Here is a 22,143-nt window from a genome sequence, read left to right as displayed (position 1 = left end):
GTCTACCCCCTCATAAATACACTTTCGTACACTGCACCTCTTCACCCCTGACACGGCTTATGCCAAACTCTCAAAACTATGGATAAGGTGAGCCAATGTCAGTAGAAGCGCCCAGCGCCCTAGCAATCATTCTGTATACTCTTAGCGCGCTTAGCCAATGGCTACGCATTAAGGGCAAGGACATAAATAAATTAGCTGTTCAGTTACTTGCCTTGGGTGGAGCCATCGCTCAGGCTTTCAGCATTTATTATGTTGTTCATACTAATGCGGGCATAAACCTGAACTTCTTTGCTGTAGGCTCTCTCAGCTCATGGATGGTTATTCTTATTATCCTGCTCAGCAGCATTCGCAAGCCCGTTGAAAACCTTCTTGTTGTACTGCTGCCGATGGCTATTGCTGCCATCGCTACCAGCGACCTGATTCCTGCAGAGTCAACCATTCTATCTAATCGCTCTGCCGGCATGGTTGCCCATATTATTGTTTCCATTCTCGCTTACAGCACATTAACTGTGGCAGCCTTCCAGGCTCTGCTGCTGGCGTACCAGGAAAATCATCTCAAACACCATCACCCCGTTGGCATCATTCGGGCATTCCCTCCCATGCAAACCATGGAGAAGCTGCTGTTTGAATTCCTGTGGGCAGGCCTCATCCTTCTGACTTTGTGTTTAGGCAGCGGATTTGCTTACCTGAATGATATGTTCGCTCAACATTTAGCTCACAAAACCATTCTGGCGGTTATGGCATGGATAATGTTCGCCATTCTCCTTGCCGGACGCAGCTTTATGGGATGGCGCGGACGCACCGCTATACGCCTGACCCTGAGCGGTTTCGCATTTCTGATGCTGGCATTTTTTGGCAGCAAGTTTGTCCTTGATCTGGTTATTAACTGAGAGCGCACCACCTTGAACGAAGCACCCATCGGCATACTGCTGGGCGTACTGGTTTTTCTACTGTTACTTTCCGCATTCTTTTCCGGCTCCGAAACCGGAATGATGGCCCTGAACCGCTACCGCCTGCGCCATATGGCTCGCAGCGGCAACAAAGGCGCCATTCGCACCAGTGAACTTCTTAAACGCCCTGACCGTTTGATTGGCGTCATCCTGATCGGCAATAACTTTGTTAACAACCTGTCTGCAGCCATCACCACCGTTATTGCCATTCGAGTGTGGGGTGACAGCGGTATAGCCGCAGCAACCCTTTTGCTGACACTGGCCGTTTTGATTTTCAGTGAAGTCACACCAAAAACACTGGCAGCCCTGCACCCGGAACGTTTTGCTTTTCCTTCATCGCTGATTTTGAAGCCACTGCTGTGGCTGCTGTACCCCATGGTGTGGGTTGCCAACACAATTTCCAATGGTTTACTTCGCCTGATGCGGGTTAACCCTGACAATGCAACAGGGGATCAGCTCAGCCACGAAGAGTTGCGTACCGTGGTAAACGAAGCCAGCACACTTATCCCCACACGCCACAAAGGTATGCTGAGCAACATTCTCGATCTGGAGAATGTGACGGTGGATGACATTATGATTCCCCGTAACGAGATTGTGGGCATCGATATCGAAGAAGGCATTGACGATATTCTCGACCAGCTGCGAACAGCACAGCACACCCGCATTCCGGTCTACAAAGGTGATATCAACAATATCATCGGCATTCTGCATATGCGCAATGTTGCCAAATTGCTGAACCTTGAAGAGATCACCCGTGCGGTTCTCCTCAATGAAACTTCCGATCCTTACTTTGTACCGGAAATCACTCCTCTGCATACGCAGATGATGAACTTCCAGAAGAAAAAACTCCGTTCAGCCTTCGTGGTTGATGAGTATGGAGATGTGATAGGTCTTGTGACACTGGAAGATATTCTGGAGGAAATTGTTGGCGACTTTACCACTGATGTAGACGACATCAGCCAGGATATCACCCCCCAGAAAGATGGCACCTATATTATCGACGGTTCAGCCAGCATTCGGGAAACCAACAAGTCTCTGTCATGGGAGCTCCCCATTGATGGCCCTAAAACCTTGAATGGCTTGATTACAGAGCATCTGGAAGAAATTCCGGAATCTGGTGTTTGCCTGCAAATAGACAGCTACCGCATGGAGATTCTGCAAATTCGGGATAACATGGTGAAAACTGTCAAGGTCTGGATGAAAGAATAAATCCAGAACAACGGGATCCCATCGGCTATTTTGAACTCTTTCACCAAAGAGCATCATGTCATGGTATCCCGTCAAACCCTCGTTTCATTCGCCTTACTTCTTGGCGCTTTTCTCTGCATCGGTTCTACCGCCTATGGCAGTGAAAAAACCTTTACCCATCAGGGGCTTGTTTCTTCAGAATGCAAAGAAGCCAGCTGTCCTGTCCATATTGTTGGCACCGAAGCGACCGTAGACTTCCACTTCCCGCTCTCCGGCAACACTACAAATAAAGGCGATACTCTTCACTTGTTTGCCGACCATAGCGGCCCCAGCTTTACGGTGGAAGACATCCATAAAGACCATATTCCCGGCTATCACTCCCTGAAGCTGGTTACGCCCCATATTCGTTCATTCTCAAAACATGCGGACGCATCCTGCAGCTGCTGTGAAGAGAATCGTAAGTGTATTACTTACAATCCTACCGGGTGCTACGGCCATCACTGCCTGTAAGGATTCAATCACAAAAAACGCTCATCAACTTTCAGCTGTTGCTTGAAGCGCTTGAAGTTCTGCACATAGTGCGCCGCAGACAGTTCCAGCATGGTTTTCTGCGGCGCCCCCACCTCTTTAACAATCTTGCCTGGGGAGCCCATCACAACAGAACCATCCGGAATAACCTTGCCTTCAGGAATCAGAGCGTTCGCCCCGATAATACAATGCTTACCGATTTTGGCACCATTCAAAATCACAGCATTAATGCCAATCAGGCTGTAATCACCAACCTCACACCCGTGAAGCATGACTTTATGACCAATGGTGACGCCTGTACCGATAGTGAGAGGGATACCTGCATCGGTATGAAGCACTGAGCCATCCTGTACGTTACTGTTTTCACCGATAGTGATGAGATCGTTATCACCACGCACAACCGCGTTGTACCAGATACTGGCATTATTCTTCAAAACAACAGACCCAATAACCGTGGCATTATCCGCCACGAACCAGTCCTCACCCTGAATATCAACAGCCTTCTCACCCAAACGATAGATCACGGTTACACTCCACCTTTCATTGCTCTCATGACGTTACACGACTTGCACTAAGGTCACAAACCTTCCATCTCAGACACAAAACAAGAACCCCGAAAGCACATCTACAACAGATAAATACCAGCGAATCGCTATCTTTGCAGCTCTTGCTGAAAGGGGCTGCCCGCGATGAAAAAACTGGTTACTGCTATCGCCGCATTATGCCTATCCAGCTTTGCCGCCGGGGGGATTGTTAATTTCGAAGAGATCGCCCGACAACCACTAAAGATTTGTTCCGGAAACGAAGAGCGCAACAGAGGCTATTTTGAGTCACGCATTTTGGCAAAGGATCATCAGGTTCATATCAATGAAGGCCGAAAGGGTTTTACCCTGTTTCCAGATTACAGTTTGAGAACTGTGGATGTTTTAAACCTTTATACCGGAAGCCCTGGCGGCTATATCGCCTGTTATAGCCATGAGAGAGAAGGCAGCGCCTATCAAGTGCCCCGTACAAATATTTTTATTCATGGATTAATCAGAACAGCTGGCGTTTATGACCGATATACCTTCCGTCCATTTGCCGACCCCAGCGATAATATTGGGACATATGATTCCCATGCCAGCCAACTGTGCCGCCAGCATATTAAAAGCTGTGTAGATTGCTGGGCTGGGGGAGATACGGGAAGTTTTGTAGGAATTAAGGGAACAATTAATTCTGGCAAGCCATGTAAAACTGATGATCACCCAAAAGAGTGATCATCAGTTTCATTATCAAAAGCTCCAGGCAACCCCTAGACGCCCTTGCATAATATTCACATCAGCATCAACGTAAGCCAGCTGTGCAGTTAGCTCAATATCCTGATAAACAGGGTAGCTACCAAATATTGAGACACCCACGATGTTACCGCTGGTTTCAGCCTGAGAACTTCCAGTTGAATAATGGGAAACAGCGGCCTGCTGACCTGTTAACTCACCACCCAGACGCCAGCCAGAATCCGCAAGGTAGATGCCACCAAGAGCAAGGCCAAATGTATCTCGATAAGATACAGAGGCCTTCTGCTCGCCACCTGTAATATTCGCAACTTCTGCGGGGGAGAAAATTCTAGCGATCCTTAAATATTGGAGGTCAGGATCAACCTTAGCCTTTGTGCGATTATATGCACTGGAATCCGTCCATTTTATACGTCCCCACACCTCATAAGACTCATCTAAAACATGATCAATTCTCAACTGAAGCGATTGAGGAATAATCACTCTATAATCAACACTCCCACGTCTCACAGGGTCAAAACTTGCACTCCCCAACAAGGCTTGTCCAAAGACAGAAGGAAGCCCTGAATTACCTATATATCCTTCAAGAAACTCTACAAACTCTGTTTCAAAAACTTCTGAGTAGTGCCCTGTCATTTTATAGCGCTGCTCTGCAGAATAATCAGCACTCAGTCGAGTGCTATCATTTAGCTGCCAGGATGCGCCCAGCTCAGCACCAAACAATTCATCGGAAAGTTTATCAAAGCGAACATCAACATCATCGCCAGTGATACGCCCCTCACAGATATTTACTGGTACCCCCGGAGTAGAACAAAGGATAGCTCGTATCGCCTCATTATTAACGATCTCAAAATCTGCAGTGCTCGCATCTAACTTATTGCCTGAGTCGATTGTTAATTTCTGATAGAGAAGCTTTGCTGACAAGGACAGTGTATCTAAAGGCTGCCAAACAACACCCACAGACAGACCATAATCATCGCCACTATTTCCTTTTCCAGCATCAATTATTCCGGAGCCAGCTGGCAATACCAGATCATAAGCACCACTACCCTGCCCTGTCTGCACTTCCTGATCCTGACGATACAACGATGCATTTACAGCCCACTGGGAGTTCAAGGTGTGCTGCCAATCCAGAGACAGACGCACTCCCTTTTCCTGGAAGGAGTCTCCAGAAGTGCTGTCACCATATTTTGAATCTAACGAAACGCGAAAGCCTTCATAGTTATTATCAAAACGCGCCAGCGGCTGTTCCGCCAGTACCTGCGCAATTTGAGGCTCTGCCCCTTGCAATATGTAGTGTACGGTTTGACTGTTATCAGACGCTGCAACGCCAAAGGAAAGAGAGAAAAAGGAGGCAAGGCTTCCAAATGCCTTGAGAGAATACTTCACAATAGAGTCCATTTATTATTCTTGATCTTTAGTCGCAAATAAACGACCACAGACATCTATTTTAATTAGTTCAAAAAGAGTGGCATTGGCTGAATCAATCTTCCGGAATATTATTTTACGTCAATCAACAATTAAGCACTTCTTATAAAGTCGCCAAAAGGGCTTCACTGAACCATAAGCTCAGGCCCTGCGCGACCAGAGCCCATTTTCCACACGATCCCCATTAATCTGGGGAACATCCAGCGGAATCCCTGCATCGAGAGCCACATTCAGAAACTCCACCAGCATAATCGCAGTAAGGCCCCAGATCTGGTACTCGCCGTATTGCCACGCGGGAACGTGGAAAGTCATGTGGCGATAACTGAGCTTGTCGGTTCGCAAAGTATCCGCTTCGAGAAAATAGCTGACCGGCACCCGGAAGATACGATCCAGCTCATCAGGATTAGCCACCAGCTCAACACCAGAATCCACCACCCCAACGTAAGGGGTCACTTTAATGCCAAAGCGGGAGATTACGTCCCCTACAGGACCAATAAGATCAACACGCTCGGAAGGCAGGCCAATCTCTTCATGGGATTCTCTGAGGGCGGTATGGGAAAGATCATTATCTTCCGGATCTCTCTTCCCACCAGGAAACGCCACTTCACCGCTGTGTGTTTTCAAACGGCTTGAACGGCGAGTAAAAATAATCTCAGGCTCTTTCTCACTGCGAGTCAGCGCAATAAGAACCGCAGCCTCCGGCATATCCAGAGCCAGCTTTCTGGGAGAGTGTTCAGTTAACTGTTGTCTAATTGTATTTAACATATGATCGCGTGCTTCCGTGCCCGTCTTATTATAGTTGTCTTTTCTACTGCGCGGAGTGTGCAAAACTCTCCCCAATGATTCACTTCTTGAAAACATACTATCACCTTAACATGCCGATTCTGTGACAGCGACTTCAGATTCCCATCACCCGATACTCTCCAGCAACCATCGGGTCAATAAACCGAATAAATGAGAAGCCAGCGTTCGCCCTTTGATCCAGCTTTCGTGCCCGCTCCCGGAACACCAGCGGATTAACAATTTGCCGGCGCTTTACCGCAGCCAGTACAACACTGCCTTCTTCCGGCCCGTCCCATACAAACACATGAGGGAACTCCTGAATCACCTGATCGATATCTCTTTCGATACTTCTGCGGTCTCCGCGGAGTACCGCCATCATCACACCAGTCTCATTCAACCGTTCTCGAACAGAACGCAAAACCCCGGGCTCCCGAAGAGTTGGAAAAATGCCTGATAACCTGCGCCCTTTATCATCTGCAGAGAGTTGATCCAGATAAACAACATCATAGGTGCCTTCTGGACGACTGAGCAGATAATCCAGGTTTATATCCTGACGAACCGTTAACCGGTCATCAGAGCGCAAACCAAAATAAGTGTCTGCTGCTGAGATAATAGAGGGGTCGCTGTCGGTCACATCAATAAACTGTGCGGGGGTGAAACTACGAAGAAATTTGATCAAACCGATATTTTTCATGCCCACCACCATCACATGCCCCTGTTCAGGAGTAAGCAGAAAGGATGCCAACAATTCTCTGGTGTCGGACAACACCGGAACTTCCGGCTGCATAAGGTTGATCTGACTACCCAGTAACTCATCGCCATCGGCATGACGAAAGAACAGGGAGCGATAAACACCATCATCCACCACTCTCAATTTGTTCTCATTCAGTGCACTCTGCAGCGTAACACCATCGTCAGGCAGCCCTTTAAACCCATTAATACAGGCAGGACTCCCCGCGAACAGCGCTACAGGGAAAAACAGAACAACAAGAGCAAAAAACCTGGCCAACATACGGATAGGCACATCAACTGAAAGAACCGGAAACCTTGGACAACAACTTAACTCCGTGGTTCCCAGTCAACGGTATTGCCAATCTATTCGAATCTGGCACACTGAAATGGGGAGACAGGAGAACAGGGAAACCATGAATTTCTGCAGTGAATGCGGCACCCGGGTAACACTGATTGTTCCGGAAGGTGATGATAGGGAACGGCATGTATGCACCGCATGCCAGACAATCCACTACCAGAATCCAAAAATCATTGCCGGAACATTACCCGTAGTAGGTGACCAGATTCTGCTTTGCCGCAGGGCTATAGAACCCCGCAAGGGACTATGGACACTGCCAGCGGGCTTTATGGAAAATGATGAGTCCACGCTCGAAGCGGCCCGGAGAGAAACCTGGGAAGAGGCCTGTGCGCGCACCTGCCGTGAAGAGCTGTATACAGTTATCAGCATTCCTCTTATCAGCCAGGTTTATATGTTTTATCGTGCCGAGCTGGAAAGGCCGGAATTTTCCCCTGGGGAGGAAAGCCTGGAAGTTGCACTGTTCAGTGAAGATGAAATTCCCTGGGATGATCTGGCATTCCGGACAGTATCCCGAACACTGGAGTTCTTTTTTGCAGACAGAAACCGGGAACAGTTTGTTTTGCGGGATGAAGTTATAAGCTTTTAAAGCTCAGGATTAAACACAACTCCGGTCGTCGACTTTCCACACTTCAAAGGCCGGAGTTTCGTAGGGGTGTGTTTCTCGCAGAGCTGCTATTGCTGCATCTATCTTGTCATCCACACACACCATTTCTACCTTATATTCTGAAACTGTTTCCAGAGTGCCGCTCTGGCCGGTGTGCGGAAGACTCCCCTCAAGTGGGCGAAACTGCGAAACACCTTTGGTTTGCCAGCAGCCTTTGTCATAACGTCCGACATGACCAGCGCCAGCAGTAAACACTGCTTCCTTCACACTTTCCAAATGTTCTTCCGGAACAAGAAAGCAAAGTTTATACATAAGAAAAGTGCAGTACTTTACAGCCCAAGACTATTGATAGCCGGGTTTGCATAGATTTTTAAAAACCAGTGTTTGGCCTCTTCCGGGCACCTGTTCAGTTGTTGCTGGAACAAGGCTTCATGCTTGGCGAGCTCGGCCTCACCGAAATTATCACGCCAGCCGTCATGAACATCACGACTTTCCAGAATATCTTTGGCCAGCCAGTTAGAGGGCCAGAGATGGTAGAGAGAATGCATTTGCTGATCGATAGCCGTTGCAACATCCTGAGGTGTATCCAGCTCTGCAGATATCGGCTTGCCGAAAGCCACATGCATACGCCCTTTAAATCCTTCGATCCCGGTGACAATGCTGTTCAGATCTTCATCCTCCGCCTTACTGTACTCACCTTTCTCTTCCCGCTCCTGAAGCTCTGTCGCTTTAGCGACGGCACAGGGATCGTATTCGTAAGAGATAGAGACGGGGACAATATTCAGATGTTCAAGAAGCTCATTGAAGCTGCGTTTATCATGACGGAAGCTCATGTGGAGCATTTTCAGGATTGCGGTATCAGTACGGTCATCACCATCTTTCGCCCTCCCTTCACGGTGAGCCATCCAGACATCATGACCTTCAGCAATGGAGTGACTGATATAGGCTGACAGATTATGCAGAGCAAGCAACTTTTCTTTCCGCCCGGAGACAGAACGCTTAACAATAAAGCTTTTGTTAAGGCGCATAAGGTCACTGACATAAGGCCGGCTTAGCAGGTTGTCCCCTATCGCTATACGCGCCGTATCTCTTCCCGCTTTGAACAACGCATAGTTAACCAGCGCGGGGTCCATCACTATGTCACGGTGGTTACTTAAAAACAGGCAGGGTTTGTTATCGGTGAGATTTTCCAAACCAGACCAACTCAGGCCATTGGCGGTTTTCTCAACAACCTGCTCCAGGAAAGGGGCAATGCTTTGTTGCAGGCTATACACATCCTTTACATCAGCAACCATTTTCCGCACCTTCCAGCCAACCAGAGGCTGAAGCAGGTTGCGCAAAATAGCCGGCACATCGGGAAAATAAAAATGCCCAATAGCACCCAGCAGTTGGCGATTACTCACCAGCTGATTCAGTACTGGCGCCACCTCATGATCATCATAGGGGCGAATATCTTCAAAGGATTGCATAGGAAGCAAGGGGATCTGTGTCAGCTGTAACCAGCGCGTATTATATGGCTACCGACGTACAAGTTCTGTTTCAGCCAGTAGCCTTTGAGTATCCTTTGTAACAGTATGCAGTTAAGGCGTACACCCTTTTGCATGCACACGAACAGAAGGTACATGCTTAACGCCTGCTGCACAAATAGAAAGAACTGTTCACTCCTGCCGTTAGAGTTATAATCCCAGCAGGCTAAAACAGTCGCACAACAATGGTGCGCAATTAACAAGTCTTATAAGCCGTTGAGAGGGATTAATGAAATATCGCAACCGGTTTTTCGGTACGGCATCCAGCGTTACATTCACACTAGCACTTGGATTGACTCTGGCTACACCATCCCAGGCGGTTGATACCTCAAAGCAGCCTTCTGCAGAGGTAGTAGAGCTTAAAGCTGCTTCCAATAATGGTGATGTCGTCTCTACTCGCAAACTGGCTGATGCTTACCGCACAGGTCAGGGTATCGGTAAAAACCTGGAAACCGCTTTCAACCTCTATGCTGAAGCAGCACGTGCCGGAGATGCTGAAGCCCGTTACCGGGTTGGTAACGCTTACCACCGGGGTGAAGGAACTGACAGCAACCAGATTTCCGCATGGGTGTGGCTGACCCTGGCCACCGATAAAGATTCCTCAATCAAAGAGCAGGCTCTTACCTTAAGAGACAAAGTTCAGAACTCTCTGTCGGAAGCTCAGCAGAGCAGAGCTAGACTTCTGGTAGAAAACCTCGAGCAGATGTTGCCAAAATGATTAAAATCTATAGCCCTAAAGATGCGATGGAAGCAGAGTGTCTGAAAGATATGCTCACAAGCCATCATATTCACTGCCATGTGGGCGGTACCTTTCTTCAGGGAGCAACGGGTGAACTTCCCGCTCACGATCTGATTGGCTTATACGCAGATATTGCTGATGCTGACAGAGCCAAAGAGCTGATTGATGAGTGGCTGAAAGCCAGTCCCATTATGGATGATGACCAGTAAAGGGAAGCATTCTTCTGTTTCCCTTACAGCCAAACATTTACAAAGACACCTTCAGAGCTTCACGGATAAGATTCCGTCGGCTGATGTTGTAACCCGACAACCAAGACACCATTTCTTCTCTGCCAAGAATCCTGCGGGTTATGGCTGCCAGAGATAATCCGGCTTTATCCAGCTTTTGCGATTCGCTGCAAAGCCAGACCAGGTTCTGCAGCTTTTCTTCCATCGCTTTTCTTCCATCTTCCACAATACCGCGATGGGGGCAGAACAAGATTTCAAAATCCAGATCCAGAACCCGTCTGATACTGTCCATCAACTGATTCAGGTTTTCATCATTGCGAAACATTTTCAACGACTTGGAAACATAGAGATCGCCGCTGAACAGCCACTTCTGCTTCGGCAAAAAGAAAACCGTAAGATCTTTGGCATGACCCGGAACATGAACAGGAATGATTGGGCTGCCATCACTCAGAGTCATTTCTTCAGGGTAAGAAATCGTTTCCACTGGAATAGGCGAGCCCCAGATATACCGCTGTAGCGGCGGCACCTTATAACCCGCGGCCAATTTAGCCTGCGCCAGTTCTGGAGCAAAAGGGGTCACTCCGGTCATTTCCTTTATTCGGGAGCCATTACCACTATGGTCTTCATGGTGGTGGGTAATCAATAACTGACGAACAGGGCCACGCCCAATAAAAGCCTTTACCTCTTCCCACTGATTAGGGGGTCCACAATCAATCACGGTGTCGCCAATACGATAAATAATGAATGTGGTATTAATGCCCGCATCTATACGCCCTATGCGGATCCCTTCAACCACATGAGTTCCATCATCAAAATTATATTGTCCTCGGACCGGCATAGATTTCACTCATAAAACAGAATGCTGGCATCCTGAAGGATGACCAAACCAACAACAATGACTGAAAAGGTGAACAACAATGGCAGAACAGTTCACTTCTTTTCTTTGAAATCATGGCACCATTAACTACCAAAAATAACACACCACAAAGGATTGACCGATGCTCAAGAAAGGCAGTTTGCTATTGATAGTTATCGTCGCAATAGCATTAGTAACTCCCTACATTCTCACTTGGAGTTTTGTAAAAAGTCTTCCTGATATGACAGAGGAAGAAGTTTCACAACGGATTGATATTCCAAGATTCAAAGGCAGCTTAAAAGAATCACTGACCGGGTACATGTCACAGCAGACTGAAGATGCAGATCCAATGGCTCGTGCACTTATGTCCGCAATGCTCACTCCGATAGTCAATAAAACAGTTGATGCTTTTATGCAGCCCAGTGTTCTGGCAAAGCTGTTTGAAACAGGAAACATTAAGCAAACCGCCCAGAATTCAAAAAACCAGCCACCTTCAAATGATCAGGTAAACGAGCAAACTAAATCATCCAATCTTGAAATTCCATTGATTTATTTCACCAGCCTGAGCAGCTACAGAGTAAAAGTTGGCGAAGTGTTTTTAGATTTCCACTTAAACAACAACCATTGGCAATTAAGTGAGTTCCATATCGCTTCGGTAAAGACATCTCAAGAACCTGCGAATAGCCCTCAGTTAACTCCTGTGACTGCGACACAACCAATACAGGCACCGACGGATGAAATTGTCGATCAAGCTCTGCCTGCAACTATTTCACCAGAGCAAGTTGATAAAGCCTTCTCTTTATTGCAAACCTCTTTCTTCAACAGAATGCAGTTTAACAACGAGCTGAGCGTTGAAATTGATACCCTCTATATACCTAATGCATCAGGGTTGTCGGTATCTGCGAACTGGCAGCGAGTACTGGATAAAGCGGGCAATAATATTTTGCAGAGCGGAGAAACTACAGAGTTCACCTCCTGGAGCTTTAGTAACACGTCTATGACTGGTGATATCAAGCTGACAGCAAATCCCGGTTCATCCCAGATTGATAAAGCTGAAGGCATGGCAACCATTACTCTGCCAACCAGATTTCACACACTAAGGCTTACTGATAGCGATGCAGGAAACAGTCACTCTCTCGGTACCCTTGAAGTGATTATGCAAAATAACCGAGGCACTGGATCTCTTAGTCTGACAGTCAAAGGCAACAAAGAAGACCTAGACAACCTGAACGTTTTCGCCCTGAATAAAAACGGAAAACCACTGAAGCAAACATCAAGGATGACTGGTTCGTCACCAGCTTCACCTGATAACCCTGAGCTCATCAAAAGGGATATGAACTTTGAGTACAAAGGCACAATTGCCAGTGTTGCCTTGTTTTTAGCAGACAAAGCTGTAACCAAAACATTGCCAGTTCAAACTCATAACAAGCCAGAGACATTCTTTGGTGAACTGCGCAGCACCATAACAACAAGTCGTTACCAGGAAAAATACCAGCCGGCATTCTGCAGTTCTGCACAGCAAGCCGATTTAAATACACTCAAAGCTATTGCGGGAAGAAGTCATGCTGTTTTTGGGTTTAACACTCCTGAAGTCAGTCTCGATATGCCTGACTGCACTAATAGCAGCTATGCGAAAATCAAATGGGATGTTGAACTGTTTGATAAGCAGGGGCAAAAGATTGATTACTCTCCGGAAAATGGCATTCAAGAATATCGCTTTAAGCCTGTGGATATGACCGATAAGAGTCCAATCGACTTTCATAACGCTAAGGGAAAGTTCACTGTGGATTACCCTCTCACCATGGCGACACAGAGTTATGACCTGTCTTCAAACAATTCTTCTGTGACAAACCCAAGCAAAGACATTTATAGAGTAGAAATTAAGTCGGGGCAGCCTGCCAATGTTTTCAGCAGTGATGTTTTTCCTGTGCGCGGATATGACAGTGAAAACCGCATGCTGCAAACTCTGGACAAGCAGTATAAAAACAACAGCGTAACAGCTATTTTCTGGGGTACTCCAGCCAGAATTGAAGTTGATGTGATAAGTCAGCGCGAAACATTCACAGGGAATTTTGAGCTGCCACCAGCGCCTCTTCTCCCTGAAAAGTGCCAAGGCTTAGCAAACTGTTCCTGATAAAAGCAATTGAAGAACCAGAGCTTTATACTTTGGCTCTTCAATAGTTACCGATGAAAATATTCAGACAGACGAAACAAAGAATAAGTTTCTATTCTCTCGCCAATCGGCATATTCTCTAAACTTGTTCTCACATCAAATAAAGCACCCGATATGTCTGCCGAAGCTGCCATTACCTTTTTCATCGCCATTTTCATTTTCGGTATAACACCAGGTCCCGGTGTCTTTGCAATTCTGGCAAGAGCCATGGTGATGGGAAGCCGCAGCTGTTTCTTTCTCGCCCTTGGCATGTCGATAAGCGATATTATTTATTTAATATTCGCCTGCCTCGGCCTGGCGGCTGTTGCTCAGCACTGGGGGGAACTATTTACGGTTATTCGTATCGTTGGTGCTGCTTATCTTCTTTATCTGGGATACAAGCTTATCCGCGCTTCTGCTAATCCTGCCGAGGTGGCAGAGAACGCTTATAAAACCAAAAGATCCCAAGCCGCAAGTTTTATACAGGGAGCCTTGATTTCAGCGTCCAACCCAAAGGTCATTCTCTTTTATATAGCCTTCTTGCCAACATTTATGGATTTGACTGCACTCACTGCTGGAGATATTGCACTGGCAGCAGTTCTCACAATGATTGCGCTTATGTGTGGGCTGATGCTGATAGCTTTCTCAGCAGCAAAGGCGGCAAAACTTCTTAAAACTGAGAAAGCTGTAAAGCGGCTGAACTATTCAGCAGGCGGCATTATGATGGGTGCAGGTCTCTATCTGGCAGCCAGCCGTTAATCTACGAATAAAACTGTCAGGCAATTTCCCGGCGGTAGGGCGGCAGAGAATTTAACAGCGCCTGTCCATAACGCCGGGTCACCAGACGACGATCCAAAACAGTTATACGGCCTTTGTCTTGCTCCGTACGTAACAAACGACCACTGGCCTGCACGAGACGAACTGCCGCGTCTGGCACAGAAATTTCCATAAACGGATTACCACCACGAGCTTCAACCCATTCAGCAAGAGACGCTTCTACCGGGTCATCAGGAACAGCGAAAGGAATTTTGGCAATCACTACATGCTCACAGTACTTACCTGGTAAATCAATACCCTCCGCAAGGCTGGCCAAACCAAAGATAGTGTTCGGCTTGCCCTCATCAATACGCTCCCTGTGCAAACGCAACAACTCCTGTTTCGAGTAATCATCCTGCATCATTACCCGCTCGCGCTCCTCCCGACTGAGTCCGAAGAACACATCCTTCATCTGCCTGCGTGAAGAGAACAACACCAGAGTTCCCTGTGCGAGTTCCATCAATTTGGGAAGAGTTTCTATCAATTCATCGGTGTGATCACTGGCACGACTTGGATCTGAACTCATATCCGGAATCACCAGCGTACCGGCCTCATTATGATGAAAAGGACTTGGCACACTTTCACAGCGGCTTTCCGAAGGAACCCCGGAACGAATGCGATAACGGTCAAAACGCCCAAGGGCTGCCAGTGTTGCTGAAGTGACTACCGCTCCCCAGGCATGATTCCAAAGCACATCTCGCAACAAGCTACCAGCAAGAATCAAACTGCTGGCTACTGTTAAATCCTGTGCTCCGTTATATTCATTGTGCTCAATCCACCGGGCTGATGGTGGTTGCCCTTCCACATCAGGCTGACTCCAGGATAACCAGAGTTCCTGATTACCCTGCAAACGAGCAAGAAGAGAGCCAATAGGAGGAAGAATCTGCTCCGCCTGTAACGAGTCGACACCGGGGTCATCACCATCCAGAGCCGCCTTCAGCTCACTGACAATTCGATCCGCAAGATCGGAAGAGGCACTGAAACCAGCTTTCATCTTGCCGGCCATTTCCCGAATACTTTCTGGTACTACACCATCCGGCAAACGGTAAACCATAGATCGACCAGTTTCTGACTCATTCGCCGATTTGAAATCTGCAATAGATAGCAGAGCTTCACGCATTAAAGCCTGCTCGTCTTTTAATTCCTGAAACTTACCTTCCAGCTGCTCAAACCATTCACCAATCTTTCCGGGCAGAGCATGGGAACCCAGGATTTTCCCTAGCAATTTGGCCGATTGATCCAGCCAGCGAGCCGTGTCGTTTAACCGGGATTCATGGGCAAAGTGGCTGATAGCCTTATCTGGCAGGTGGTGGCCTTCATCAAAAATATAGAGACAATCTTTGGGAGCAGGAAGAATTGCGCCGCCGCCGAGCATCAAATCCGAGAGCACTAAGTCATGGTTGGTGATAATGACATCAACCTTATCCAGTGATGCTCGCGCCCGATAAAACGGACAACCATTAAAGTGCGGACATTTAGGCCCCGTACATTGAGCATGAGTGGAGGTCAGGGCCATCCAGTCCTGCTCATCTATGGTGTCTTTCCAGCTGTCACGGTCTCCATCCCAGGTACCGGAAGCCAGGTGGGTAACCATAGTTTCGTAAAACTGGGTGGATTCTTCATCCAGATCAATCTTAAAACCTTCCTCAGCAAACAAAGCCATTGTCGCCGAATTAGCCTGGGTGCTCTGAAGCAATGTGTCGAGTTTTTGGACACAGATATAACGCCGCCGGCCTTTTGCCAAGGCTACTGTGAATTTCAACCCGCTATGCTGACTGATTTCAGGAAGATCTTTATTAAGAATCTGTTCCTGCAACGCCACCGTGGCTGTGGCAATCACGAGGGTTTTATCTGCTGCCTGAGCGAGGGGAATGCCGGCAAGGGTATAGCCCACAGTTTTACCGGTACCGGTTCCTGCTTCAATCACACAGACCGCAGACTCTGAAGTGCGCTTGCCTTCATCATCCATATCAATCACGCCGATTGTCTTGGCAATTTCAGCAATCATGATTTTCTGTCCAAGGCGAGGCTTCAGTTCTTTTTTATCTAGGAACTGACTGTAGGCTTTCTGGATTGTCTGGCGAAGAGCCGGTGCCACCTGGGACATGAAGGAAACCGCAACTATGTAATCGAACGGGGAGGTAGCAGTATACCTCCACTGTATAAATGTGCAGTAGTAAATAATTTAAAAACCTGCCCGGAAAGGCAGGTTGGAAAACTAGGAAGAGGCTTCCATTGCTTTAACATCAGTCTGCTTTTGCAACATGACAGCCATGTGGAAAAAGCCAAAAATAAGAATCTTGATGTTATCTGATGCCAGATGTTCACTCATTTGGCGAATACGCTTTTGCCAGATAACCACCTCCAGCAAATGAGCGACGAAAACCAAACCGCCCAGGGCTGGAACAATCGTATCCAAAGGGGCTGGCCAGGAAGTAAAACCAGTGGAAATAACAGCTCCCCAAAAGAAAATGGTAACCAGCTGCCCAATCGCCAGCATTATCTTCATATATCCCCCGTAATCACTACCAATTTGTCGTTTTATTCCATCTCAACTCTGTACTGCTGCGCTGACTATAACCCGTGCATTATCCGTTTCACAAATGCATACCATCTGCTGTTATTCTTATAACTATGACTGAATTATCTTCATGCCCCTGTGGCTCAGAAACCGCTTACGACACATGCTGTGGCCCTCTTCACAAAGGGGAAGCCCGTGCGAAAACAGCTGAGCAGCTGATGCGCTCTCGTTATGCTGGCTGGTCCCTCGGTTTAATTGATTATTTGTTCAATACCACCTGGCCCAAGCAGCAGGCAGGCTTGAAACGGGATGAAATGCAGGACTGGGCAGACCGCACCCAATGGGTCAGCCTGTCAATTCTCGATACTATTGACGGTACAGAAAACGATGTTAACGGTGAAGTGGAGTTTCTGGCTCGCTTCCAGCTTCCTCCGGTTGAGGCCATCCAGGAACATAAAGAACGCTCCAGTTTTGTAAAAGAAAATGGCATCTGGTTTTTTGTTGATCCAACCCTGCCAATACAGTCAGTAAAAGCCCCAGGTCGCAATGATCCTTGCCCGTGCGGCAGTGGCAAGAAACACAAAAAATGCTGTGGATAAACTGACTTCCATCAACATTTCAAAAAAATAGTCCACGTACTATCCACCAGGGAGGATTATTTCCTCCTACTAGCATCCTGACTGTGGTCAGTGCCACGTTGAAAACGCAACAAAAAGTTGTATTTTGTACCTCACCCAATCAGCTTTTTGTTTGTTTTTTAAACACTTTACAGGCATCTGAAAACAGCCCGAGTATTCACTCTAGGTACTGCTTACTGTTAGGATGCAGGCATGGGTCAACATAGACCTAATTCAAAATTAGCGAAGATAGCGTTATTTAGGGTGCACATTTGGCATCAGCTCTTCGCAGACAAAGAGATACAGAGATCATTCTCAGCGCTCTCCGGAATTAGTCAGTATGCAGCACGAATGGATACTGACTGGATAACAAGCTTCAACCGGGAGCGAAATAACCATTAAAAAAACCGGGGGACATTATATGTCTTTACTGAAGAAACTCTCATTTGCGGCCATCGGTGCAGGTTTATCCGTTGCTGCTATTAGCACCCCTGCCACTGCGGCACAACAGCAATTTGTCACCATTGGTACCGGCGGCGTAACCGGCGTTTACTACCCTACTGGTGGTGCTATCTGCCGTTTGGTTAACAAAGGGCGTAAAGAGCATGGTATTCGTTGCTCTGTTGAAAGTACCGGCGGTTCTGTATACAACCTGAACACGATTCGCGCTGGCGAAATGGATATGGGCATTGCTCAGTCCGACTGGCAATACCATGCCTTTAACGGCACCAGCAAATTTGAACAGAATGGTGCAAACAAAGACCTGCGTGCTGTCTTCTCCATCCACGCAGAACCTTTCACAGTTGTTGCCCGTAAAGATTCCGGCATCAAGAACTTTGAAGACCTGAAAGGCAAGCGCGTAAACATCGGTAACCCAGGTTCCGGTCAGCGTGGCACTATGGAAGTGGTTCTGGATGCCTGGGGCATGAAAACCTCTGACTTCAAACTGGCCACTGAGCTGAAAGCTGCTGAGCAGTCCAAGGCTCTGTGTGACAACAAGATCGACGCCATGGTTTACGTGGTTGGTCACCCAAATGGCTCCATTAAGGAAGCAACTTCTTCCTGCGACACCGTTCTGGTTAATGTTCAGGGCCCAGCCATCACTAAGCTGATTAACGATGCTCCTTACTATCGTGTAGCCACTATTCCTGGCGGCATGTATCAGGGCAACCCTGAAGACACCACCACCTTTGGTGTGGGCGCAACTTTCGTTTCATCCACTAACACTCCCGATGCATCTATCTACCAGATCGTGAAGTCTGTATTTGATAACTTTGATGATTTCCGCAAGCTGCACCCTGCCTTTGCCAACCTGAAGAAAGAGGAGATGGTCAAAGATGGCCTCTCTGCACCTCTCCATGCCGGCGCTGCCCGGTACTACAAAGAAGCCGGTCTGCTGAAGTAACCCCGGTAATGGTTCCGGGATTAACCCCGGAACCATCTGCTCCTCATGCCCCCGACCTGCATGAAGGATTCACCAGTAACTGATCTGGATAACCTCCTCAGAGGTTACTGATGTCAACCTGGATTACCGATCTGACACGGTGCCATAAGCACTGTTTATTGCTTTTCGGTAACCCCTGGCCAGGGTAACGAACTATGTCTGACATACCCCTATCAGGACAAGAACATTTGCCTGACAACAAAACAGTTGAAAAAAGCGCGTCTGAGATTGTTAACGATGCTGACACCGGGGCTCGCAATCCCAGAGGTGTTGCTGCCCGCATTCTGACTGCTACAGCTCTTTGCTGGTCTTTATTCCAGCTGTGGTACGCATCCCCCTTACCTTTTGAGCTGAACTTTTTCATCCTGAACGACACTGAAGCACGCTCCATTCATCTTGCTTTTGCCGTGTTCCTGTCGTTTACCGCATTTCCTGCGTTCAAGCGCTCTCCCAAGAGACACATACCTATTCATGACTGGGTGCTGGCACTATTGGGAAGTTTTGCCGCCGCTTATATTTATATTTTTTATAACTCTCTTGCCGAGCGCCCCGGAGCGCCAATCACCGTTGATATTGTTTTTGCGGTTATTGGTATAGTTCTACTTCTGGAAGCAACTCGCCGGGCTCTTGGACCACCACTTATGATGGTTGCCGGTATTTTCCTTCTGTACACCTTTGCCGGCCCTTATATGCCGGATGTCATTTCTCACAAAGGTGCCAGCCTGAATAAAGCCATGTCTCATTTCTGGCTAACTACAGAAGGGGTTTTTGGCGTTGCTCTTGGTGTATCTACAAACTTTGTCTTCCTGTTTGTATTGTTTGGTGCCTTGCTGGAACAGGCTGGCGCAGGTCAATATTTCATTCGGTTATCTTTCTCTCTACTCGGACATTTGAAAGGCGGGCCAGCTAAAGCGGCTGTTGTATCTTCCGGTTTAAGTGGCGTGATTTCCGGCTCCAGTATTGCCAATGTTGTAACTACCGGAACGTTCACCATTCCGCTGATGAAGCGGGTAGGATTCCCAGCCACCAAAGCAGGTGCCATTGAAGTGGCAGCTTCCACCAATGGTCAGCTGACACCACCAATTATGGGTGCTGCGGCTTTCCTGATGGTGGAATATGTTGGTATTCCTTATATCGACGTTATCAAGCATGCCATCCTGCCAGCAGCTATTTCCTATATAGCATTGTTCTACATTGTGCACTTGGAAGCAGTGAAAGCAGGCATGGAAGGCATGCCTCGTGAACGCAGCCTGAGCCGTGCAGAATGGCTGCTGGTGTTTATGGGCAGCTTCCTGACCATGTGTCTTGTTGGCGCACTGGTTTATTTCGGCATTGGCTGGATAAAAGACGTTGCTGGCGATGCATCCCTGTGGGTTATCGGTGCACTGGTTTCTGCAACCTACATTATGTTGCTGTGGCTGGCTGCCAAATTCCCGGATCACCATGAAGATCATGAGCTGACCATCGCGCCACGCATTCGTACGACAGCCCTCAGCGGCCTGCACTTCCTGTTACCGGTTGTTGTGCTGATCTGGTGTATTGGTAAGGAGCGCTTGTCTCCTGGCCTGTCAGCGTTCTGGGCAACCATGTTTATGATTGTCATCATTCTTACCCAACACCCTATTCTTCGCTTCTTCAGTGGCGAATCTGAGGTGCTATCTGGGATTAGGCAAGGGATGATCGATCTGTTTAATGGCATGGTTTCCGGTGCCCGCAACATGATTGGTATCGGTGTTGCCACAGCAGCAGCCGGCATTGTTGTCGGTACCGTCACCCTGACCGGCATCGGCCAGGTTATGACCGAATTTGTTGAGTTGGTTTCTGGCGGCAGCGTGCTGTTAATGCTGATATTTACCGCAGTTATCAGCCTGATTCTGGGCATGGGTCTGCCAACAACAGCCAACTATATTGTTGTATCCAGTCTTATGGCACCGGTGATTGTCAGCCTCGGAGCTTCCCACGGACTGATCGTACCACTTATTGCGGTGCATCTATTTGTGTTCTATTTCGGAATACTGGCTGACGATACACCGCCGGTTGGCCTTGCAGCTTATGCTGCTGCAGCCATCGCCAAAGGCAATCCAATCCAGACCGGTATACAGGGCTTCACCTACGATATCCGTACCGCCATTTTGCCGTTTATGTTTATCTTCAACACTCAGCTGCTGTTGATTGATATTGGCAGTATCTGGGAACTGCTACTGACCATATTCAGCGCACTCGGTGCCATGCTGGTATTTGCAGCAGCAACTCAGGGTTTCTGGCTGACCAAAACCAAATGGTACGAAACTATTGGTTTGCTGTTGATTGCCTTTACCTTATTCCGTCCAGGCTTCTGGTGGGATATGGCTTGGCCGGAATACGAACAGCATCCGGGCAGCGCAATTACCCAACAGGTGATGGCTGTTAACCCAGGAGAAAACATGCGTTTGCGGGTTGCCGGTGAAGACTTTACGGGTAAGTATCAAGAGAAGACCGTTCTTCTGCCTGTGGGCGAAGAGGCTACTGGTGAAGACAGGTTGTTCACCATGGGATTGGAGCTGATCACCAGCGATGATGGCAAGACCATTGTTGATAATATCGGTTTCTCCAGCCCTGCTGAGAAAGCCGGTATCGACTTCGACTGGGAAATTCTCAACATTGAGACTGTCAACGACCGACCACCACGCCAGCTGATGTTTATTCCTGCACTTCTGCTATTGCTTGGTATCGCACTGATGCAAAAGCGCAGGAAAAACCAAACCGCTTAACGGTTTTCTGAAGCGACAATGTCCAGACGACAGACAGTGGAGTCTCCCTCCACTGTCAGTCTGGGAGTTATTACAACCCCCTGATTCAACGCCCCTTTACCGACTTCTATACGGTGTTGATTCTGATAATCTTTACAGCGAAAAATTGAACTGATCAGTGTGAGATTCACTGCAATCCATTCCCCCACTACAACAGACTGAACCCCGATATCTCCTGAGAACACCCGGGTGCTGACGTCAGATGTCATATCAACCGGCTCATCGTAAACAAGCATAAAGCCTTTCAGACGAGCTTCCTGGGCTTCACTCATATTGAGATAAACAGGCATGGTTTTCGGAGGGATAGATCCATCCGCCCGAACAAGATTTCCCAGAAACATAAAACAGAGGACAAACCCACACAGGGTAAACAGATATGGATGGCGCACTTCCCTTTCCATGGCAACTCCTCGACGTCATTCTGCCATTTTCTTTGCCATTGCCGGAGACTGCGCTACACCGGTCAAGTATTAATGACACCGCTCTCCAGAGCGGTCTACTTCTACTGTAGACGGCATTTTTCACACGTAAACCCCGGGTTCATATCCAGGGTGAGCGATGACAGGCAAACTGCTGATGAGATTGAAAATATTGATTCAATCACCATTTGCTTC

Annotated in this window: 22 protein-coding genes; 12 read left to right on the top strand and 10 right to left on the bottom strand. The window is 47.8% G+C overall.

The window, feature by feature from the left end; genetic code table 11:
- The first annotated feature begins 95 nt into the window (after window positions 1–95).
- Genes ACY2RR_RS23110 through ACY2RR_RS23100 form a run of 3 tightly spaced genes read left to right on the top strand, consistent with a single transcriptional unit; the run spans window position 96 to window position 2,648 of the window.
- Window positions 96–890, top strand: a complete 795-nt coding sequence (locus ACY2RR_RS23110) for a cytochrome C assembly family protein (protein ID WP_490110565.1) — start codon at window positions 96–98, stop codon at window positions 888–890.
- Between the two features lie 12 nt (window positions 891–902).
- Window positions 903–2,159, top strand: coding sequence for an HlyC/CorC family transporter (locus ACY2RR_RS23105; protein ID WP_490110564.1), 1,257 nt, complete (start codon window positions 903–905; stop codon window positions 2,157–2,159).
- Between the two features lie 60 nt (window positions 2,160–2,219).
- Window positions 2,220–2,648 (top strand): hypothetical protein, encoded by a 429-nt coding sequence (locus tag ACY2RR_RS23100; RefSeq protein WP_490110563.1) that lies wholly within the window; start codon window positions 2,220–2,222, stop codon window positions 2,646–2,648.
- Window positions 2,649–2,656: 8 nt separating this feature from the next.
- Here ACY2RR_RS23100 and ACY2RR_RS23095 read toward each other — a convergent pair whose 3' ends face one another.
- A complete protein-coding gene (locus tag ACY2RR_RS23095; RefSeq protein WP_490110562.1) occupies window positions 2,657–3,190 on the bottom strand; it encodes a gamma carbonic anhydrase family protein in 534 nt (177 codons plus the stop codon).
- Between the two features lie 165 nt (window positions 3,191–3,355).
- Between ACY2RR_RS23095 and ACY2RR_RS23090 the strand changes: the two genes are divergently transcribed.
- Window positions 3,356–3,922, top strand: a complete 567-nt coding sequence (locus ACY2RR_RS23090; protein WP_490110561.1) for a hypothetical protein — start codon at window positions 3,356–3,358, stop codon at window positions 3,920–3,922.
- A 15-nt stretch (window positions 3,923–3,937) separates the two neighbouring features.
- Here ACY2RR_RS23090 and ACY2RR_RS23085 read toward each other — a convergent pair whose 3' ends face one another.
- The 3 genes from ACY2RR_RS23085 to ACY2RR_RS23075 form a co-directional block, all read right to left on the bottom strand.
- Window positions 3,938–5,326, bottom strand: a complete 1,389-nt coding sequence (locus ACY2RR_RS23085; RefSeq protein WP_490110560.1) for an outer membrane protein transport protein — start codon at window positions 5,324–5,326, stop codon at window positions 3,938–3,940.
- A 180-nt stretch (window positions 5,327–5,506) separates the two neighbouring features.
- A complete protein-coding gene (locus ACY2RR_RS23080; RefSeq protein WP_490110559.1) occupies window positions 5,507–6,130 on the bottom strand; it encodes an NUDIX hydrolase in 624 nt (207 codons plus the stop codon).
- A gap of 133 nt (window positions 6,131–6,263) precedes the next feature.
- A complete protein-coding gene (locus tag ACY2RR_RS23075; RefSeq protein ID WP_490110558.1) occupies window positions 6,264–7,160 on the bottom strand; it encodes a class I SAM-dependent methyltransferase in 897 nt (298 codons plus the stop codon).
- Between the two features lie 133 nt (window positions 7,161–7,293).
- On the opposite strand from ACY2RR_RS23075, the gene ACY2RR_RS23070 reads away from it, so the two are divergent.
- A complete protein-coding gene (locus ACY2RR_RS23070; RefSeq protein WP_490110557.1) occupies window positions 7,294–7,824 on the top strand; it encodes an NUDIX hydrolase in 531 nt (176 codons plus the stop codon).
- Between the two features lie 9 nt (window positions 7,825–7,833).
- Here the strand turns inward: ACY2RR_RS23070 and ACY2RR_RS23065 are convergent, their stop codons facing one another.
- Window positions 7,834–8,154: an NGG1p interacting factor NIF3 gene (locus tag ACY2RR_RS23065; protein WP_490110556.1), complete on the bottom strand. Its 321-nt coding sequence runs from the start codon at window positions 8,152–8,154 to the stop codon at window positions 7,834–7,836.
- Between the two features lie 17 nt (window positions 8,155–8,171).
- Window positions 8,172–9,311 (bottom strand): 1-acyl-sn-glycerol-3-phosphate acyltransferase, encoded by a 1,140-nt coding sequence (locus ACY2RR_RS23060; RefSeq protein ID WP_490110555.1) that lies wholly within the window; start codon window positions 9,309–9,311, stop codon window positions 8,172–8,174.
- Between the two features lie 286 nt (window positions 9,312–9,597).
- Between ACY2RR_RS23060 and ACY2RR_RS23055 the strand changes: the two genes are divergently transcribed.
- Together ACY2RR_RS23055 and ACY2RR_RS23050 are read left to right on the top strand one after the other, a co-directional pair.
- A complete protein-coding gene (locus ACY2RR_RS23055) occupies window positions 9,598–10,086 on the top strand; it encodes a tetratricopeptide repeat protein (RefSeq protein WP_490110554.1) in 489 nt (162 codons plus the stop codon).
- On the top strand, window positions 10,083–10,316 hold the full coding sequence (locus ACY2RR_RS23050; RefSeq protein WP_490110553.1) for a putative signal transducing protein: 234 nt from the start codon (window positions 10,083–10,085) through the stop codon (window positions 10,314–10,316). Before ACY2RR_RS23055 ends, ACY2RR_RS23050 begins: the two co-directional genes overlap by 4 nt.
- A 37-nt stretch (window positions 10,317–10,353) precedes the next feature.
- Here ACY2RR_RS23050 and ACY2RR_RS23045 read toward each other — a convergent pair whose 3' ends face one another.
- A complete protein-coding gene (locus tag ACY2RR_RS23045) occupies window positions 10,354–11,130 on the bottom strand; it encodes an MBL fold metallo-hydrolase (RefSeq protein ID WP_490110552.1) in 777 nt (258 codons plus the stop codon).
- A 202-nt stretch (window positions 11,131–11,332) separates the two neighbouring features.
- Between ACY2RR_RS23045 and ACY2RR_RS23040 the strand changes: the two genes are divergently transcribed.
- Both ACY2RR_RS23040 and ACY2RR_RS23035 read left to right on the top strand, forming a co-directional pair.
- Window positions 11,333–13,324, top strand: a complete 1,992-nt coding sequence (locus ACY2RR_RS23040) for a DUF2939 domain-containing protein (protein ID WP_490110551.1) — start codon at window positions 11,333–11,335, stop codon at window positions 13,322–13,324.
- 153 nt (window positions 13,325–13,477) lie between these two features.
- The gene (locus tag ACY2RR_RS23035) at window positions 13,478–14,101 is read left to right on the top strand and encodes a LysE family translocator (RefSeq protein ID WP_490110550.1); all 624 of its coding nucleotides are present in this window, start codon (window positions 13,478–13,480) and stop codon (window positions 14,099–14,101) included.
- Between the two features lie 16 nt (window positions 14,102–14,117).
- Here the strand turns inward: ACY2RR_RS23035 and dinG are convergent, their stop codons facing one another.
- Both dinG and ACY2RR_RS23025 read right to left on the bottom strand, forming a co-directional pair.
- Window positions 14,118–16,265 (bottom strand): ATP-dependent DNA helicase DinG, encoded by a 2,148-nt coding sequence (gene dinG, locus ACY2RR_RS23030; RefSeq protein WP_490110549.1) that lies wholly within the window; start codon window positions 16,263–16,265, stop codon window positions 14,118–14,120.
- Between the two features lie 111 nt (window positions 16,266–16,376).
- Window positions 16,377–16,667 carry a DUF1145 domain-containing protein gene (locus tag ACY2RR_RS23025; RefSeq protein WP_490110548.1) on the bottom strand — a complete coding sequence of 97 codons (291 nt, stop codon included), beginning with the start codon at window positions 16,665–16,667 and terminating at the stop codon, window positions 16,377–16,379.
- A 125-nt stretch (window positions 16,668–16,792) separates the two neighbouring features.
- Between ACY2RR_RS23025 and ACY2RR_RS23020 the strand changes: the two genes are divergently transcribed.
- The 3 genes from ACY2RR_RS23020 (at window position 16,793) to ACY2RR_RS23010 (ending at window position 21,490) form a co-directional block, all read left to right on the top strand.
- Entirely contained in the window at window positions 16,793–17,278 is a 486-nt protein-coding gene (locus ACY2RR_RS23020) for a YchJ family protein (RefSeq protein ID WP_490110547.1), read from the top strand.
- A 439-nt stretch (window positions 17,279–17,717) separates the two neighbouring features.
- Complete coding sequence (locus tag ACY2RR_RS23015) at window positions 17,718–18,701, top strand: TAXI family TRAP transporter solute-binding subunit (RefSeq protein ID WP_490110546.1); 984 nt, start codon at window positions 17,718–17,720, stop codon at window positions 18,699–18,701.
- 194 nt (window positions 18,702–18,895) lie between these two features.
- A complete protein-coding gene (locus ACY2RR_RS23010; protein WP_490110545.1) occupies window positions 18,896–21,490 on the top strand; it encodes a TRAP transporter permease in 2,595 nt (864 codons plus the stop codon).
- Here ACY2RR_RS23010 and ACY2RR_RS23005 read toward each other — a convergent pair.
- Window positions 21,487–21,930: a hypothetical protein gene (locus tag ACY2RR_RS23005; protein ID WP_490110544.1), complete on the bottom strand. Its 444-nt coding sequence runs from the start codon at window positions 21,928–21,930 to the stop codon at window positions 21,487–21,489. The two genes, ACY2RR_RS23010 and ACY2RR_RS23005, sit on opposite strands and share 4 nt — an antisense overlap.
- Window positions 21,931–22,143: the final 213 nt, after the last annotated feature.

This window comes from Parendozoicomonas sp. 2304DJ65-17 (assembly GCF_058148445.1).
Note: the sequence above shows the minus strand (reverse complement) of the source record. Positions and strands in the feature narration are given on the sequence as shown.

Excerpts from the sequence above, each read along its gene's own strand:
- ACY2RR_RS23075 (WP_490110558.1), bottom strand. The coding sequence starts at position 7,160 with ATGTTGGCCAGGTTTTTTGCTCTTGTTGTTCTGTTTTTCCCTGTAGCG.
- ACY2RR_RS23110 (WP_490110565.1), top strand. The coding sequence starts at position 96 with ATGTCAGTAGAAGCGCCCAGCGCCCTAGCAATCATTCTGTATACTCTT.
- ACY2RR_RS23055 (WP_490110554.1), top strand. The coding sequence starts at position 9,598 with ATGAAATATCGCAACCGGTTTTTCGGTACGGCATCCAGCGTTACATTC.
- dinG (WP_490110549.1), bottom strand. The coding sequence starts at position 16,265 with ATGTCCCAGGTGGCACCGGCTCTTCGCCAGACAATCCAGAAAGCCTAC.
- ACY2RR_RS23040 (WP_490110551.1), top strand. The coding sequence starts at position 11,333 with ATGCTCAAGAAAGGCAGTTTGCTATTGATAGTTATCGTCGCAATAGCA.
- ACY2RR_RS23050 (WP_490110553.1), top strand. The coding sequence starts at position 10,083 with ATGATTAAAATCTATAGCCCTAAAGATGCGATGGAAGCAGAGTGTCTG.
- ACY2RR_RS23015 (WP_490110546.1), top strand. The coding sequence starts at position 17,718 with ATGTCTTTACTGAAGAAACTCTCATTTGCGGCCATCGGTGCAGGTTTA.
- ACY2RR_RS23100 (WP_490110563.1), top strand. The coding sequence starts at position 2,220 with ATGGTATCCCGTCAAACCCTCGTTTCATTCGCCTTACTTCTTGGCGCT.
- ACY2RR_RS23020 (WP_490110547.1), top strand. The coding sequence starts at position 16,793 with ATGACTGAATTATCTTCATGCCCCTGTGGCTCAGAAACCGCTTACGAC.
- ACY2RR_RS23065 (WP_490110556.1), bottom strand. The coding sequence starts at position 8,154 with ATGTATAAACTTTGCTTTCTTGTTCCGGAAGAACATTTGGAAAGTGTG.
- ACY2RR_RS23080 (WP_490110559.1), bottom strand. The coding sequence starts at position 6,130 with ATGTTAAATACAATTAGACAACAGTTAACTGAACACTCTCCCAGAAAG.
- ACY2RR_RS23090 (WP_490110561.1), top strand. The coding sequence starts at position 3,356 with ATGAAAAAACTGGTTACTGCTATCGCCGCATTATGCCTATCCAGCTTT.
- ACY2RR_RS23010 (WP_490110545.1), top strand. The coding sequence starts at position 18,896 with ATGTCTGACATACCCCTATCAGGACAAGAACATTTGCCTGACAACAAA.
- ACY2RR_RS23005 (WP_490110544.1), bottom strand. The coding sequence starts at position 21,930 with ATGGAAAGGGAAGTGCGCCATCCATATCTGTTTACCCTGTGTGGGTTT.
- ACY2RR_RS23025 (WP_490110548.1), bottom strand. The coding sequence starts at position 16,667 with ATGAAGATAATGCTGGCGATTGGGCAGCTGGTTACCATTTTCTTTTGG.
- ACY2RR_RS23035 (WP_490110550.1), top strand. The coding sequence starts at position 13,478 with ATGTCTGCCGAAGCTGCCATTACCTTTTTCATCGCCATTTTCATTTTC.
- ACY2RR_RS23060 (WP_490110555.1), bottom strand. The coding sequence starts at position 9,311 with ATGCAATCCTTTGAAGATATTCGCCCCTATGATGATCATGAGGTGGCG.
- ACY2RR_RS23070 (WP_490110557.1), top strand. The coding sequence starts at position 7,294 with ATGAATTTCTGCAGTGAATGCGGCACCCGGGTAACACTGATTGTTCCG.